Annotated in this window: 14 protein-coding genes and 1 pseudogene; all 15 read left to right on the top strand. The window is 56.3% G+C overall.

What is annotated here, in order from left to right:
• Nucleotides 1–47 precede the first annotated feature (47 nt).
• A complete protein-coding gene (locus HMPREF3138_RS20865; protein ID WP_070559274.1) occupies nucleotides 48–1,820 on the top strand; it encodes a phage tail tape measure protein in 1,773 nt (590 codons plus the stop codon).
• A complete protein-coding gene (locus tag HMPREF3138_RS20860) occupies nucleotides 1,820–3,076 on the top strand; it encodes a DNA circularization protein (protein WP_070559272.1) in 1,257 nt (418 codons plus the stop codon). The genes HMPREF3138_RS20865 and HMPREF3138_RS20860 overlap by 1 nt, the downstream gene beginning before the upstream one ends.
• Nucleotides 3,069–4,157 carry a phage baseplate assembly protein gene (locus tag HMPREF3138_RS20855; RefSeq protein WP_070559270.1) on the top strand — a complete coding sequence of 363 codons (1,089 nt, stop codon included), beginning with the start codon at nucleotides 3,069–3,071 and terminating at the stop codon, nucleotides 4,155–4,157. Before HMPREF3138_RS20860 ends, HMPREF3138_RS20855 begins: the two co-directional genes overlap by 8 nt.
• Complete coding sequence (locus HMPREF3138_RS20850) at nucleotides 4,148–4,687, top strand: phage baseplate assembly protein V (protein ID WP_070559268.1); 540 nt, start codon at nucleotides 4,148–4,150, stop codon at nucleotides 4,685–4,687. The genes HMPREF3138_RS20855 and HMPREF3138_RS20850 overlap by 10 nt, the downstream gene beginning before the upstream one ends.
• Nucleotides 4,684–5,133 carry a phage GP46 family protein gene (locus tag HMPREF3138_RS20845; protein WP_070559267.1) on the top strand — a complete coding sequence of 150 codons (450 nt, stop codon included), beginning with the start codon at nucleotides 4,684–4,686 and terminating at the stop codon, nucleotides 5,131–5,133. Before HMPREF3138_RS20850 ends, HMPREF3138_RS20845 begins: the two co-directional genes overlap by 4 nt.
• A complete protein-coding gene (locus HMPREF3138_RS20840) occupies nucleotides 5,123–6,196 on the top strand; it encodes a baseplate J/gp47 family protein (RefSeq protein ID WP_070559266.1) in 1,074 nt (357 codons plus the stop codon). The genes HMPREF3138_RS20845 and HMPREF3138_RS20840 overlap by 11 nt, the downstream gene beginning before the upstream one ends.
• Nucleotides 6,181–6,765, top strand: coding sequence for a YmfQ family protein (locus HMPREF3138_RS20835; RefSeq protein ID WP_070559265.1), 585 nt, complete (start codon nucleotides 6,181–6,183; stop codon nucleotides 6,763–6,765). Before HMPREF3138_RS20840 ends, HMPREF3138_RS20835 begins: the two co-directional genes overlap by 16 nt.
• 2 nt (nucleotides 6,766–6,767) lie before the next feature.
• Entirely contained in the window at nucleotides 6,768–7,523 is a 756-nt protein-coding gene (locus tag HMPREF3138_RS20830) for a phage tail protein (RefSeq protein ID WP_070559264.1), read from the top strand.
• A complete protein-coding gene (locus HMPREF3138_RS25845) occupies nucleotides 7,523–8,398 on the top strand; it encodes a tail fiber assembly protein (RefSeq protein ID WP_083301498.1) in 876 nt (291 codons plus the stop codon). The genes HMPREF3138_RS20830 and HMPREF3138_RS25845 overlap by 1 nt, the downstream gene beginning before the upstream one ends.
• A gap of 9 nt (nucleotides 8,399–8,407) precedes the next feature.
• Nucleotides 8,408–10,378 (top strand): glycoside hydrolase family protein, encoded by a 1,971-nt coding sequence (locus tag HMPREF3138_RS26485; protein ID WP_070559263.1) that lies wholly within the window; start codon nucleotides 8,408–8,410, stop codon nucleotides 10,376–10,378.
• Between the two features lie 179 nt (nucleotides 10,379–10,557).
• Nucleotides 10,558–11,046, top strand: a pseudogene (locus HMPREF3138_RS20820) (flagellar basal body rod protein FlgF); the annotation flags it as partial.
• Nucleotides 11,047–11,064: 18 nt separating this feature from the next.
• Nucleotides 11,065–11,847: a flagellar basal-body rod protein FlgG gene (gene flgG, locus HMPREF3138_RS20815; protein ID WP_004934819.1), complete on the top strand. Its 783-nt coding sequence runs from the start codon at nucleotides 11,065–11,067 to the stop codon at nucleotides 11,845–11,847.
• 82 nt (nucleotides 11,848–11,929) lie between these two features.
• Entirely contained in the window at nucleotides 11,930–12,631 is a 702-nt protein-coding gene (flgH, locus tag HMPREF3138_RS20810) for a flagellar basal body L-ring protein FlgH (protein WP_038876845.1), read from the top strand.
• 145 nt (nucleotides 12,632–12,776) lie between these two features.
• Nucleotides 12,777–13,877 (top strand): flagellar basal body P-ring protein FlgI, encoded by a 1,101-nt coding sequence (locus HMPREF3138_RS20805; RefSeq protein WP_038876847.1) that lies wholly within the window; start codon nucleotides 12,777–12,779, stop codon nucleotides 13,875–13,877.
• On the top strand, nucleotides 13,877–14,821 hold the full coding sequence (gene flgJ, locus HMPREF3138_RS20800) for a flagellar assembly peptidoglycan hydrolase FlgJ (protein ID WP_038876850.1): 945 nt from the start codon (nucleotides 13,877–13,879) through the stop codon (nucleotides 14,819–14,821). Before HMPREF3138_RS20805 ends, flgJ begins: the two co-directional genes overlap by 1 nt.
• Nucleotides 14,822–14,827 lie beyond the last annotated feature (6 nt).

The raw sequence follows: 14,827 nt of genomic DNA, 5'->3' as shown, positions 1-14,827 counted from the left end.
GCCCTTGCGGCAGCTGTTCCGCATTACAGCTCAGTTGAGGAAGCAGCATGGCAAAGCGCCTTGATACTGAAATCATCATCAATCTGGCGGGCAACTTGACCGCCAAGGCACGCCAATACGGGGCCAACATGTCCGAGTTCGCCCGCCGTAACGAGCGGGCCATGTCCGTGGTGAAGGCCACCAGTGCAGCAGCGGGTCGTGGGCTGGATGCGCTGGGTAACCGCTACACGGGGATAATCGCGGGATTTGCGGGTAGCGCCATGCTGAGAGACTTCGCCACCACCGACCGCCGCATTACTCGCATGGGGCTGGCAGCGGAAAAGACACGCAAAGAAATGGCCGATATGTACAGCGGTATGCAAGATTCGGCGATCACGTTTCGGGTCGATGATTCTGAGGTGGTGAGCGCTATCGAGAAGGTCGGCACTGTTACCGGCGACATTGATTTCGGTTTCAAAAACCGCAACATCATCGCCCCTTCGATTGCTGCATCCGGCGCTGATGGGGAAAGCATCGGCGCTCTGTTTTCACAGTTCACCAAATTTAATCTGGGCAGCGAAAAAGAAACCTTACAGGCAATGGATACGCTTAATCAGCTCGGTAAGGAAGGCGCGTTTGAGCTGAAAGATATTGCCGAACGCGGTGTTAAAGCGTTCTCTATGTATGCCGCCGCAGGCGCAACCGGGGTTCAAGGTATCAAGGGCGTTGGTGTGGCGTTGGAGAGTGCTGTTGATGCCACGGGCGACACAACAACAGCGTCCACAGCGGTTGAAAACCTCATTCGTGACTTACAGATTCCGAAGGTCGTTAAAAAGTTACGAGATAATGGCATCAATGTATACGACAAAGAAGGGAAGATGCGTCACTTACCCACGCTGATGGGGGAAATAGCCCAAAAGTCAGGTAGTAAAGGTGCAGAGAAACAGAATGCTCGATTGCTTGGCGCGGGTTTTAATCAGGACAGTATCCTGCTGTTAAGTAGCGTGACGTCAGGCAAGGGAGCGGAGAATCTCAAGCGCTACAACGGCGTTGTGGCCGATGGGCAAGGGATTATGAAAGATGCCGAGTATGCGTCTAAGGACTTCACTTCCGCGATGTCGGCACTCAATACAACCTGGAAAAAATTTGCCAATAGTAATCTTGCCCACCCCGTTCAGGAACTAGCTGATGCGTTGAACTCTCTTGACCAGGAAACGGTTCAGAACTGGCTGGAGATAGGAAAGAACGTCGCTATCGCTGGTGCAGGCCTGGTCGCCACCCGTAAAGCTTTCCAGATTGGTAAAGGTGCCTATGACTTTCTACGCCCCGGCAAAAAAGGTATCCCAACCGGTATCGCCGACGTGTTTGGTTCAGGCGTGATGCCAGTGTACGTCACCAATATGCAGGGCGGCATGGGGAGTGGTGATAGCGGTTTAGGGCTTCCTGAGTCACCAGGTAAAAATAGGCATGATAAAGGAGGCCTCTTTGGGGTGGCGATCAACACCGCCACTGAAATTGCCTCCCTCATTGACTTTCCGGATACCGATGAAAAGCGTGCCGCCATTCTCAAACGTGCCAAAGAGAACGCCGAACGTTCGACCATGTGGGATGACGTCAAAAACTGGTTTACGTCGGCGCCAGAATTTCATGACCCATCCCCCTGGGCCTCCCTCCAGCCGCAAAATCAGAATCCGGCATATCCGATGGTACCCCAGCAGCTTCAGGGCAGCATTGAGGTGACGGTGAAGGATGACCGGGTACAGGTCACCAAGGTCAATGTGAATGCGCCCGGCGTCACCCTGAGTGCCGCCAGCGGCGTGCGTAATGTGGAGCAAGACTGATGAACGCAAAATGGGAAGACTTGCATGATGCCGCGTTCCGGGGCGTGGCGTTCTACGTCAAGGACATCGAGGGTAACGGTGGCCGTCGCGCCATTCCCCGGGCATACCCGCGCAAGGAAGTCGGCTGGACGGAAGACAACGGCGCGGAACTGACCCAGCAGCAGGTCACCGGCATTCTCCTGGGCAACGACTACCTGACGCAGCTCAAGCAGTTGCTGGCCGCTCTCAATACCCCCGGGCCGGGCGAGCTGGTGCATCCCTGGTATGGCGTGCAACTGGTGCAGGTCGGCAAGGTCACCCACCGTCTGAGCACTGAGGAAGGCGGCATCGCCTATATCAGCTTTGAGGTCTTCGAAGCCGGTCAGCAGTTGTTCCCTTCTGCCCAGGAAGACACCACGGCCACCACGCTCAGCGCCGCCGATCAGGCCAAGGCCGCCCTAGCGAACGGTGACTACTTCGAGGCGCTCGACGGCCTGGGCAGCATGGTCGATACGCTGCTGGATGATATGCAGGGTCTGGTGGCGAATTTACCCACGTTGCCGGATGCGCTCAACGACTGGATGGACCGCCTCAACCGCTTCAAGGACATGGCCGGTATCATCGTTGCGACCCCCGGTGAGTTGATCCGCGATGTCACGAACCTCGTTAGCGACATCAAAGACCTGGTCACCGAAGCCCCTTGGGCGCTGCGCGTCTATGACCAACTCCGCGACAAGTGGGTCGGAGACCGGGCCGCGCGGGCCGCGACCAAGTCCCTGTCGGACAACGTGGCCGTCAATCGGGAAACCGGTTTTGCCAGCAGCGTGACGCCCACCGCCCTGGTCGATATTTCTGCGCCGATGGCCGCCAACATCGACGACTTTACCCTGATGGTGGTCACCGCTGCGTTGATTGCCAAGGCAGAGACCATCGCCACCGCTACCTTTGAGACCAGCCAGGAAGCCCGCCGTGCCGGTGACGACCTGGCGGCACTGCTGGGCACACAGGCCACGGTGGCGGTGGAATCCGGGCAACGTGATCTGTGGCGTGCGCTGCGTGAATTGCGCTTTGCCGTGGTCAACGACGTCCGCCTGCGCAGCGTTCAGTTGCCGGAGCTGCGTCGCGTATCTCCGGTACGCACCACGCCGGTGATGTTGCTGGCCTGGCGAGAACGGGGCGATGCCGAGCAGCGGGATAGCCTGGTGCAGCGTAACCGGCTGCGCCATCCCTCCTTCATTCAACCTGGGCAAATCATCGAGGTGATCGACAATGTCTGATGAGTTAACCCTCAACGTGGACAATAAAATCTGGGGCGGCTGGACGGAGATGAGCATCAACCGCAGCCTGGACAGCATTGCCGGAGAGTTCGACCTGGAGGTGACGGCGCAGTGGTCGCAGGCGGCACCTCGCTCCATCAAGCCGGGGATGGCGTGCAGCGTCAATATCGGCCAGGAGCGCGTGCTGACCGGCTACATCGACGACTTTATCCCGAGTTACGACGACAGGAACGTTTCCCTGCGGGTCATGGGGCGCGACAAGACCGGTGACCTGGTGGACAGTTCCGTGGTGGATAAGTCCGGCCAGTGGAGCGGCCAGAAACTGGAGCAAATCGCCACCGCCATCTGCAAGCCCTACGGTATCCAGGTCATCACTGAGACGGATACCGGCGACGCCTTTGGAGGAGTCACCCTGGAACAGGGCGAAACGGCTTTCGAGCTGCTCGATCGCCTGGCGAAACAGCGCGGGGTGTTGATGACCTCCGACGCCCAGGGACGACTGGTCATTACCCGCGCCTCCACCCGCCGCGCCACGGTCTCGCTGGTGCTCGGGCGAAATATCCTGGCCGCGCGGGGCCGCTTCAGTTGGCGAGAACGAGCGAGTCAGTACATCGTCAAAGGCTCGGTGGCCGCCGGTGGCGCCACCTGGGATGACCAGCCGGTGAAGGTCGTCGGCGGACGGCAAACGGTGGTCATCGACCCGGAGATCAACCGCTATCGCCCGAAAATCCTGGTCAATGAAGATAACCTGACGGTGGGCGGCGCGAGCGCACGTGGGGAGTGGTACAAGGCCAGCGCATTGGGCGAGGCCAACACCACCGAGATTACGGTGACCGGGTGGCGGGAAAACGGCGACACAGGCCCGCTATGGCAAACCAACATTCTGGTGTCAGTCGATGACCCCATTCAGCAGTTGAAGGCGGATTGGTTGGTCAAGACCGTGTCGTTCTCTCACGGCAGCAATGGCCGTATCACCGTGCTCAGCCTGGTGCCGCCGGAGTCGATGGACTTGCCCGCCGAGAAGGCCAAAGGCAAGAAAGGCAAGAAGAAAACCGCCAAGACGGAGGCAACATGGGACTGAACCCGGCAAACGTTGCCCGCTCTATCACCGCCATGGGTCGCCGCGTGCGCCTGATGGTGGACCGCGCCGTGGTGCGTATCGTTACCGACAGCCTGGGGCGGCAAAACCTCCAGGTGCAAACCCTGGCGAACGAGACCAACGACAGCGTCGAACGCTTCCAGAACTACGGTATGTCATCGGTGCCGCTCTCAGGCTCGGAAGCGATTGTGGTGGCCGTAGGGGGGCGACGCTCGGGCATGGTCGCCATCGCCGTCGAGGACAAAACGACCCGGCCGAAAGGGCTGGACCCCGGCGACGTTTGCGTGTATCACCTTGATGGCCACACCATCACCCTGAAGAAAGACGGTATCATCGAAATTAGGGGGAAAGCGGTTAATCTGGTTGCTGAAGAATCCTGTGACATTGTGAGTAAACTCATTAATTTCACCGGACCCGCCAACTTCAGTGAAGATATTCAGGTTCAAGGAAAAAGCTTCCTTGGCCATATCCACAAGGATGGCGACGGTGCTGATACAACGAAACCGTTATGACCATCAGAATAAATTGGCACCTCCCCGCAGGCGGTGACATCGAAGTAACCCACAATGGCCTTTCGTCTGACGAAGGCCTTGTTACTTTAGTGCTGATTTGTCTCTTCACCGACGCCCTGGCCGCAGACAGCGACATCATCCCCGACGGTACCAATGACCGTCGAGGCTGGCCGGGCGATTCTTTCAGTGATTTCTCATGGGGTTCAAAACTGTGGCTGCTCGACCGCGAGAAGCTCACAGAGAGCGTGCGCCTGCGCGTGGAGAACTACGCCAGCCTGGCGATGCAGCCCCTGCTGCAAACCGGCTATGCCCGGACCGCCCAGGTCACCGCCGCCATCGTATCTTCCGAACGTATCGACTTCACTGTCGTCCTGACCCGCCCAGGTAAATCAACACTGACCGTTGACATTAAAAAACGCTGGGAGGCGTTAGAGCATGCCGTTTAATGTACCGACTACGAGACAAATTATTCGCTCTGGCCTTCAAGACTTAGAGATTGAATTAGATCAACAAGTGCCGATTGTTGGTGTGGAACGGGCATTAAATATTGCCTTTAGCGGCGCACTGCGTGATTTATACGATTATCAAACCTGGATTGTGAATCAAATTATCCCGTCTGATAAATCAGATGACGAAACCATAATTGATACTGCTCGTAATGAAGGAATTATTCGTAAACCGGCTCAATTCGCGGTTGGTCCAGTGATATTCACCGGCAATAATCCGTTGCCGCTGGACACCGAAATGCAGACGCAAGACGGTGTCCGTTATCACGTCATTGCGACCGAATCACCTGTTGCCGGAAAGGTGCGGGTGACCATCCAGGCAGATGATGTAGGAACGAGCGGAAATCTCAAGAGCGGCGACGTGGTCACGCTGATTTCCCCTGTTCCTGGCATCAACAGCGACGGAGTGGTTGCTGACGAGGGCGTGTCCGGCGGTGCCGATATCGAGACCATCAGCGAGTTGTTGGTACGCCTGCTGTATCGCAAACGCAACCCACCTGTCGGTGGTGCCTTGCATGATTTTGTTATCTGGGCCACTGAGACGGCGGGTGTGAGTCGCGCCTGGGCATTCGATAGTTGGCACGGCATCGGCACCGTTGGCCTGGCATGGGTATATGACCAGCGAGACGACATTACCCCAACCGAGACAGACAGAGTAGTCATGCAAGCCTATCTGTTTCGCCATCAAGACCCTGCCACCGGCACGTATGTCGGCAAACCCGGCGGCGTCGAAGTGTGGCCCATCCCGCTCACGATCAAGCCGTTAGACATGACAGTCCGTGTTGTTCCCGACACGGCGGCGACACGTCGTGCGGTGATGGCCAGCCTCGAAGCGTTATTCCGCTCGCAATCGCCGGGTGAAACGATGCTGTTGTCGTCAATTCGCACAGCCATTGGCTCAGCCACCGGCGTGTCAGACTATGAGCTGGATCTCACGACCAGCCAACCCAGCGAGAACTACGAGCTGATCACCCTGGGGATTGTTAAATGGCGCATAGCCTAGACGAATGGCACGACGTGCTTCAGCAGCTGATGCCACGTGGTAAGGCCTGGCCTCGCGACCAGACGGCCGCGTTAACCTCCCTTCTAAGAGGGTTCAGTGGGCGTTTAAACGCAGTGGAAAGCCATGCCGACCTGCTGGTTAAAGAGATGCGTCCAGAGACCACGGAACTGTTGCTGGAGGAATGGGAAGACTATCTGGGGTTACCAGACTGTAACGCTATTCCCGATGGGTTTGAGCGCCGCCGCAATGCCGTGGTAGAGAAATATCACCGCAAGGGCGGGTTAGCCCCCTGGCAAATAGAACAAGCCGTTAAAGATGCATTGGGCTTCACCATCGAGGTGACCGAGATATTACCGCACCATGTTATGCGAAATATCATGCACCCGATTTATTCCCATAAATACCGTTTCATTATGCAAGTGACGGTCACCGATATGCCGATGATCCGGTTTAAAAGTGTCAGCAATGTCTTGACGCCATTAATCAGCTACCAGGCGCAAATCCTGGAGTGCTTTCTGCGTCGATATCGCCTGGCCGGTCACGATTATGATTTTTTATACGAGGTGTAATTATGTACCACTTGGATAATGCCTCCAGTGTTCCAGATATGCCGCCGGTTAAGCCCGTGCTTTTTACTGACCGCCGTTTTTTTACTGAAGGTGGTGATGGTATTGCACCGAGTTATCCCGGCGCTGATTGGTTCAATATTATTCAGATGGAAATGCTGAATGTTTTGGCACTGGCCAATATTACCCCGGACAAATCACAGTTCGACCAGTTCGCCAGGGCGATCCGTATCTTTTCATCGGATTACATGCTGCCACCTGGTATTGCGTTTGCCTGGCCAGGTGCCAATGCCCCCAAGGGTTTCGCGTTGATGCTGGGTCAGCGTTTTGACCCTGTGGCCTATCCGCGCCTGGGCCAAGCATACCCGAACAGCATCATCCCCGACATGCGCGGCCAGACTATCAAATTTTTGCCTGCTACAGGCGGGCGGATGCTGTTGTCTTATGAAGCGGACGGCATTAAGTCACATGGTCACGGTATTACTATCAACAGCACCGATCTGGGTACCAAACAGACCAGCGACGACAATGAACACTATCATCAGGGGGGGGTTGCAGCGCCAGGTGCAGTCTGGAGCGACTTTTATACGGGTACGGATAACACCGGCAACTATACAAAAAATAACACCAGTACCACTCCAGCCCACCATCATACCGTCTACATCGGTCCGCATGCGCATACCGCGTCTATTACGGCTACTGGAAATGCAGAAAGTACCGTCAAAAACATCGCATTTAACGCCATTGTGAGGTTAGCATAATGTCATTTTCATTCTCACCATCGCCGCAGGCACTGTGGCTTTATCAATATGATGACGATGGTATCTTTATTGGCTCCGTATTCATGATAATTCCGGCCAATATGGGCTTACCGGCCAATACCACGCACATTCCCTGCGAACCAAGCCTGGGTGAAACCGGCATATTTGCTGGTGAGTCCTGGAGATATATTGAAGATAATCGTGGCACGCAGTATTGGAACGATCGGGGGCAGGGATTTGTTATTTCCAGCCCTCGCGAATCATTGCCTGAATGGGCTATTACTACGGAGCCTCCCGCAATAGAATCCGGTTATGTTCTGTTGCATTCTAAAGGCCGGTGGCAGCTGATAGAAGACAATTCTGGCCGAGCATTTTTTGAAAGCAATGGTACGAAGCATGTTGTACCCGATGCCTATTTTACATTGCCAGAAAACTGCACGTTTGTTGAACCACCAGAAGATAAACCAACGTTCGTAACCCATTGGAATGGCAGTGAATGGTCTTATTTAAAAGACCTGCGAGGACAGCTTGCGTACAACACCTCAACCAAGGAGCCTTTGTCAATTACGGATGTTGGTCCCCTACCAGCAGGTTACACGTTAAATGCACCGGGGCCATTCGAAGTATGGGATGGTAAAGGTTGGGTTAAAGATGAGGTTGCCGAGCAACTTTACGCATCAGATTTAGCAATCCGCAAAAAAAGCAAGCTATTTACTGAGGCAACTGAACAAATAGCAGTGCTTACATTTGCCGTGAGTCAAGGAACTGCCACTGAAGATGAGTTGACAAAGTTAACTCAGTGGGAAGCCTATCGCCTAGAACTAAACCGCATCGAGCCATCCACCGGTAATATTAACTGGCCGGATAAGCCGTAAGGAGGCGTCATGTTTCATTTAGATAATACAAGTGGCGTACCTGACATGCCTGAGCCAAAAGAACCTATGAGTAATACTCCTCGTTGGTTCGGTGAAGGAGTTCAACAAGGTGGGATCAGTTGGCCTGGTGCGGATTGGTTTAATATTGTTCAAGCGGAATTGCTGAATTTGCTGAAAGCGGCCGATATTAAGCCGGATAAATCCTCGTTTGACCAACTAAGCAGAGCTATCCCTGTTTTGGGTGACGCGGGGCTAAGAGCGAATTTACAAGATGCTGAAGGCGCATATATTTCAGGCTACAATGGTTCAACTGTTGGCGGGGAGCTGGATTCATTACAGTTTTCTAAGAATGTCCCAGGCATTTACTACGGAGCATTTTTTGAGAATGGTACCAATGCACTAAACCTAGTCATGTCTCACGACGGTTTGACGTTTGGCGACCCAGTCAGATTAACCACGACTTCAGGCCAATTGTTACGCGCACGTGACCCATCTTTGGTGTTTTACAAAGGTAAATGGTTGATGGCAACCACCTCAAATACCGTTGATACCGTTGACCTGACGATTTATACCAGCTCCGATCTGATAAACTGGACGGCAAATGATATAAAGCTGAATGGAAGCTTTGCAATTTGTAGCAATACTGTTGCATGGGATTCGGGAACTGTCCCCGCCAGTCTCTTATGGGCTGGTGAACTGTTTATTGACCCGCCGTCTGGGGCTTTGAAGTTAACTATCAGTATTCTGTTAGGCGTTGATGACACCACAGGTGGCCGTTACTTTGGTACATACATTTCCGAACTGGCCGATCTCGATACGCTGTCATTTACCGTACCCAAACGGCTACATGTCATTGAGCATGACGGTTCTACAGATAAATTCAGCAGAATTGATGCTGTAGTCGAGTATGATGCCTCCCACGCACGATACATTCAGGTTGCTAAGCGAGAGAATTACGGGATACTTGATGTATTCAGCGCACCATCAATCGATGGTCAATATACGTATCTCAGTTCGATAACTTCGCTTCAGTCGACAGGGGCGGCCAGCGGATACCTGCTCAAATCATCAATAGAGGCACCATCAATTTACCAACTCAAGAATGGCTCCACGTGGGTTATTTCTTTTGATCCGAATGATACATTTGATGGGATAAAATATGTTACGACAACAGATTTCATATCATTCTCAGTACCTCAGCGATTGAGGATGCCTAACTTTCGCCACGGTTCAGTCAAGCGTGGACATGGTCATTTATCCCCCGGCGCATTGAAAGCGCTGACAGATGCAAAAAATGGGATTAGCGGGTACTCCCCGATTAAAGAGCGCCCCGTCAATTTCATCAGGATTACGGCTGACTGTAGCATCATTCCGCAGTCTGACACTGTGTATTGGGCTGATGCATCGTACTCAGTTTCATTGGTCACGCCGTCAGTTGTAGGAAGCCTTGATTACCCTAGGAATTTTTATTTCTGTGTTCGTAGTAACTCTCGATTAGTTCGCTTGCGGGTGACGGGGGCGGTTTCTGGCGGTAACTGGGACATCGGCTGGGGGGTAAGCAATAACCGCATTATCGAGTTCTTTTACGAATCATTGAATAATGTGTACCGGAGTGAAGCTATTGGCAACCCTTCCTACACATCAACCAGACTTAAGGTGGATGCCGGTTCAACCAATATCAACCCATCAAGTATTGTTTGGGCACCGCAACATGGTAGGACATATACGATAGTTGACAGCGATGGAACGATAACAATCAATGCGTTGCCTAACATGCCAGTAGGCACATTTTTCAATGTGGTGATTCAGTCAGGCATGGGGACATTTGCAGGCCTGATTCTTAAGGCTGCGAATGATGTTAACCATATGGGGATGCCTAGTGACTGGATTTACTATGGTGGCGCATCTGGGTTTGATGGTGTTCTAATTAGGATTGAAAAGGGATCCGACCTTTGGTTCGCCTCGACAAGACCCAAGTGAGAGTCGTTTAAACATCAAGTATCGCCGTGTGATTCAGGACGTACTGTTTCACGCGGTGTTTCATACTCACCATTTTCCCCATCCAAACACGATATTTTAGTATCAAATGAATTTATCGTTCCCGCGATGCATAGTTTCAAATGATTTTCGAAATGGTATCAAATGATTTCGCGCGCAATATGAGCCTGCCGGGTGGGGGGGAAGCCTATACCCGCAACGGCAACATTCAGATCTCCTCCACCGGGCAGTTGACGGTGCAGGGGCTGCCGGTGATGGGCGACGGCGGCCCGATCGAGGTGCCGCCGTCGGCGGAGATCACCATCGCGGCCGACGGCACCATTTCGGCGCTGAACGCCGGCGATCCGCCGAACACCATCGCGCAGATCGGCCGCCTGAAGCTGGTGAAAGCCGATGCGCGCGAAGTGATGCGCGGTGACGACGGGCTGTTCCGCCTGACGCCGGAAACCCAACAGCAGCGCGGCAATCAGTTGCAAAACGATCCGCAGGTGCGGGTGATGCCGGGCGTGCTGGAAGGCAGCAACGTCAAGCCGGTGGAAACCATGGTCGACATGATCGCCAACGCCCGCCGCTTTGAAATGCAAATGAAGGTCATCCACAGCGTGGATGAAAACGAACAGCGTGCCAACTCACTGCTCTCAATGAGTTAAGCAGCAAGGAAATAACCGATGATTCCATCCTTATGGATTGCCAAAACCGGTCTGGACGCGCAGCAGACCAACATGGACGTGATCGCCAACAACCTGGCGAACGTCAGCACCAACGGCTTCAAACGCCAGCGGGCGGTATTTGAAGACCTGCTGTATCAGACCATGCGTCAGCCGGGGGCGCAGTCCTCCGAGCAGACCACGCTGCCCTCCGGCCTGCAGATCGGGACCGGCGTGCGTCCGGTGGCGACCGAGCGTCTGCATAGCCAGGGCAACCTGTCGCAGACCAACAACAGTAAAGACGTCGCCATCAAGGGGCAGGGTTTCTTCCAGGTGATGCTGCCGGACGGCACTCAGGCCTATACCCGCGACGGGTCGTTCCAGATCGATCAGAACGGCCAGCTGGTGACTTCCAGCGGTTTCCAGGTGCAGCCGGCGATCACCATTCCGGCTAACGCGCTGTCCATCACCGTCGGCCGCGACGGCATCGTCAGCGTCACCCAGCAGGGCCAAACCGCCGCCCAGCAGGTAGGCCAACTGACGCTGACCACGTTCGTCAACGACAGCGGTCTGGAGAGCGTGGGCGAGAACCTGTATCAGGAAACCGAAAGCTCGGGCGCGCCGAACGAGAGCACCCCGGGGCTGAACGGTGCCGGTTTGCTGTATCAGGGTTACGTGGAAACCTCCAACGTCAACGTGGCGGAAGAGCTGGTCAACATGATTCAGACTCAGCGCGCTTACGAGATCAACAGCAAAGCGGTCTCGACTTCCGATCAGATGCTGCAAAAGCTGACGCAACTGTAATCTGTCATTGACGGGCCGGCTTGCCGCGCCCGTCATTCTCTTTCGTGAAACAAAGGCGATACCCGTGGTAACCACATATTCGATGGCAATCCTGCCGCGGCAGGGACAACGCTGGCTGGCGGGAATGGTGATGCTGACGCTGAGCGGCTGCGCCTACATCCCGCACAAACCGCTGGTGGACGGCGCGACCACGGCGCAGCCCGCGCCGGCCAGCGCGCCGATGCCGAACGGCTCGATCTTCCAGACGGTGCAGCCGATGAACTACGGCTACCAGCCGTTGTTCGAGGACCGCCGTCCGCGCAACGTCGGCGACACCCTGACCATCGTGCTGCAGGAAAACGTCAGCGCCAGCAAAAGCTCCTCCGCCAACGCCAGCCGCAAAGGCGCCAGCAAGTTCGGCGTCGCCACCTCGCCGCGTTACCTCGACGGCCTGTTGGGTAATGCGCGCGCCGATATGGACATTTCCGGCGACAGCACCTTCGGCGGCAAGGGCGGCGCCAACGCCAACAACACCTTCAACGGCACCATTACGGTGACGGTCAACCAGGTGCTGGCCAACGGCAACCTGCACGTGGTAGGGGAAAAACAGATCGCCATCAACCAAGGCACGGAATTCATCCGCTTCTCCGGCGTCGTCAATCCGCGCACCATCAGCGGCAACAACTCGGTGACTTCGACGCAGGTGGCGGACGCACGTATCGAATACGTCGGCAATGGCTATATCAACGAAGCGCAGACCATGGGCTGGCTGCAGCGCTTCTTCTTAAATGTTTCACCGTTTTGAGTACAGGCTATTTTACTTGCCATTTTGAGGTTGGGCAGTGCTCGGAAACGTCACGTACTGCGTGTACGCTCCGTTTCCTGCGCGCTGTCCGCCCTCAAACTGCCTGCGACAATAACGCCTTTTGGCTAAGGCGAATGAGGTTCTAATGACAAAAAAAATCCTGATGGCTTTGCTGATCGGAACGATGAGTCTGCCGGCGGCGGCGGAGCGCATCCGCGATCTGGTGACGGTGCAGGGCGTGCGAGACAACGCCCTGATCGGCTACGGCCTGGTGGTGGGGCTGGACGGCTCCGGCGACCAGACCATGCAGACGCCGTTTACCACCCAAAGCCTGAGCAACATGCTGTCGCAGCTGGGCATCACCGTGCCGCCGGGCACCAACATGCAGCTGAAAAACGTGGCGGCGGTGATGGTGACCGCCAAACTGCCGCCGTTCTCGCGCGCCGGGCAGAACATCGACGTGGTGGTTTCTTCGATGGGCAACGCCAAGAGCCTGCGTGGCGGCACCCTGCTGATGACGCCGCTCAAAGGCGTGGATAACCAGGTTTATGCGCTGGCGCAGGGTAACGTGCTGGTCGGCGGCGCGGGCGCGGCGGCCGGCGGCAGCAGCGTGCAGGTCAACCAGCTGGCGGGCGGGCGCATCAGCAACGGCGCCACCATCGAGCGCGAGCTGCCGACCACCTTCGGCAGCGGCGGCGTTCTCAACCTGCAGCTGAACGACGAAGATTTCACGCTGGCGCAGCAGATCAGCGACGCCATCAACCGCCAACGCGGCGGCGGCACCGCGACGCCGCTCGACGCCCGCACGATCCAGGTGCTGGTGCCGCAGGGCAACAGCTCTCAGGTGCGCTTCCTGGCGGAGATTCAAAACATCACCGTCAACGTCGGGGCGATGGATGCCAAAGTGATCATCAACTCGCGCACGGGGTCGGTGGTGATGAACCGCGATGTGATCCTCGACTCTTGCGCCGTCGCCCAGGGCAACCTGTCGGTGGTGGTCGATCGGCAGAACACCGTCAGCCAACCGACGACGCCGTTCGGTGGCGGCCAGACGGTGGTGACGCCAAACACCCAGATCTCGGTGCAACAGCAGGGCGGATCGCTGCAGAAGGTGAACGCCAGCGCCAACCTGAACAACGTGATCCGCGCGCTGAACGCGCTGGGCGCCACGCCGATCGATCTGATGTCGATCCTGCAGGCGATGCAGAGCGCCGGCTGCCTGCGCGCCAAGCTGGAAATCATCTGATGGCCGGCGATCTGATGGCGATGTCGGGCGCGGCCTATGACGCCCAGGCGCTGAATGGCCTGAAGCGCGATGCGGCGGCCGACCCACAGGGCAACCTCAAGCAGGTGGCCCAGCAGGTGGAAGGCATGTTCGTGCAGATGATGCTGAAAAGCATGCGTTCCGCCTTGCCGCAGGACGGGGTATTGAGCAGCGATCAAACGCGGCTCTATACCTCGATGTACGACCAGCAAATCGCCCAGCAGATGTCGCAAAAAGGGCTGGGGCTGGCCGACATGATGGTCAAGCAGATGAGCAACGCCAACACGGTGCCGAGCGAAACGGCGGGCCTGTCGCCGATGGCGCTGGACAACGAGGTGCTGCAAACGCTGCCGAACCAGGCGCTGGAGCAGATGGTGCGCCGCGCGATGCCGAAAGCCCCGCCGGCCGCCGCGCCGCTGTCGCTCAACAACGGCAACTTCGTCGCTCGCCTGTCGATACCGGCGAAGGTCGCCAGCCAGCAGAGCGGCATTCCGCATCAGCTGATCGTCGCGCAGGCGGCGCTGGAGTCCGGCTGGGGGCAGCGCGAGATCCCGACCTCGGACGGCACGCCGAGCTACAACCTGTTCGGCATCAAGGCCGGCGGCAGCTGGAACGGGCCGGTGACGGAGATCACCACCACCGAGTTCGAACAGGGTGCGGCGAAGAAGGTGAAGGCGAAGTTCCGCGTCTACGGCTCGTACGTCGAGGCGATCGCCGATTACGTCAAGCTGCTGACCAACAACCCGCGCTATGCCGACGTGGCCGCCGCGCGCAGCCCGGAACAGGCGGCGCATGCGCTGCAGCGCGCCGGCTACGCCACCGATCCGCAGTACGCCAGCAAACTGGTCAGCGTGATTCAGCAGATGAAGAGCGCGGGGGAACAGGCGGTCAAAGCTTACACCCACGATCTGAAAGATTTGTTCTAAATCCCC

The organism is Serratia sp. HMSC15F11, assembly GCF_001808215.1.
Lineage (GTDB): Bacteria > Pseudomonadota > Gammaproteobacteria > Enterobacterales > Enterobacteriaceae > Serratia > Serratia nevei.
This window is presented reverse-complemented; position numbering and strand designations above follow the sequence as displayed.

Coding starts and splice junctions, on each gene's coding strand:
- HMPREF3138_RS20865 (WP_070559274.1), top strand. CDS start 48: ATGGCAAAGCGCCTTGATACTGAAATCATCATCAATCTGGCGGGCAAC.
- HMPREF3138_RS20860 (WP_070559272.1), top strand. CDS start 1,820: ATGAACGCAAAATGGGAAGACTTGCATGATGCCGCGTTCCGGGGCGTG.
- HMPREF3138_RS20855 (WP_070559270.1), top strand. CDS start 3,069: ATGTCTGATGAGTTAACCCTCAACGTGGACAATAAAATCTGGGGCGGC.
- HMPREF3138_RS20850 (WP_070559268.1), top strand. CDS start 4,148: ATGGGACTGAACCCGGCAAACGTTGCCCGCTCTATCACCGCCATGGGT.
- HMPREF3138_RS20845 (WP_070559267.1), top strand. CDS start 4,684: ATGACCATCAGAATAAATTGGCACCTCCCCGCAGGCGGTGACATCGAA.
- HMPREF3138_RS20840 (WP_070559266.1), top strand. CDS start 5,123: ATGCCGTTTAATGTACCGACTACGAGACAAATTATTCGCTCTGGCCTT.
- HMPREF3138_RS20835 (WP_070559265.1), top strand. CDS start 6,181: ATGGCGCATAGCCTAGACGAATGGCACGACGTGCTTCAGCAGCTGATG.
- HMPREF3138_RS20830 (WP_070559264.1), top strand. CDS start 6,768: ATGTACCACTTGGATAATGCCTCCAGTGTTCCAGATATGCCGCCGGTT.
- HMPREF3138_RS25845 (WP_083301498.1), top strand. CDS start 7,523: ATGTCATTTTCATTCTCACCATCGCCGCAGGCACTGTGGCTTTATCAA.
- HMPREF3138_RS26485 (WP_070559263.1), top strand. CDS start 8,408: ATGTTTCATTTAGATAATACAAGTGGCGTACCTGACATGCCTGAGCCA.
- flgG (WP_004934819.1), top strand. CDS start 11,065: ATGATTCCATCCTTATGGATTGCCAAAACCGGTCTGGACGCGCAGCAG.
- flgH (WP_038876845.1), top strand. CDS start 11,930: ATGGCAATCCTGCCGCGGCAGGGACAACGCTGGCTGGCGGGAATGGTG.
- HMPREF3138_RS20805 (WP_038876847.1), top strand. CDS start 12,777: ATGACAAAAAAAATCCTGATGGCTTTGCTGATCGGAACGATGAGTCTG.
- flgJ (WP_038876850.1), top strand. CDS start 13,877: ATGGCCGGCGATCTGATGGCGATGTCGGGCGCGGCCTATGACGCCCAG.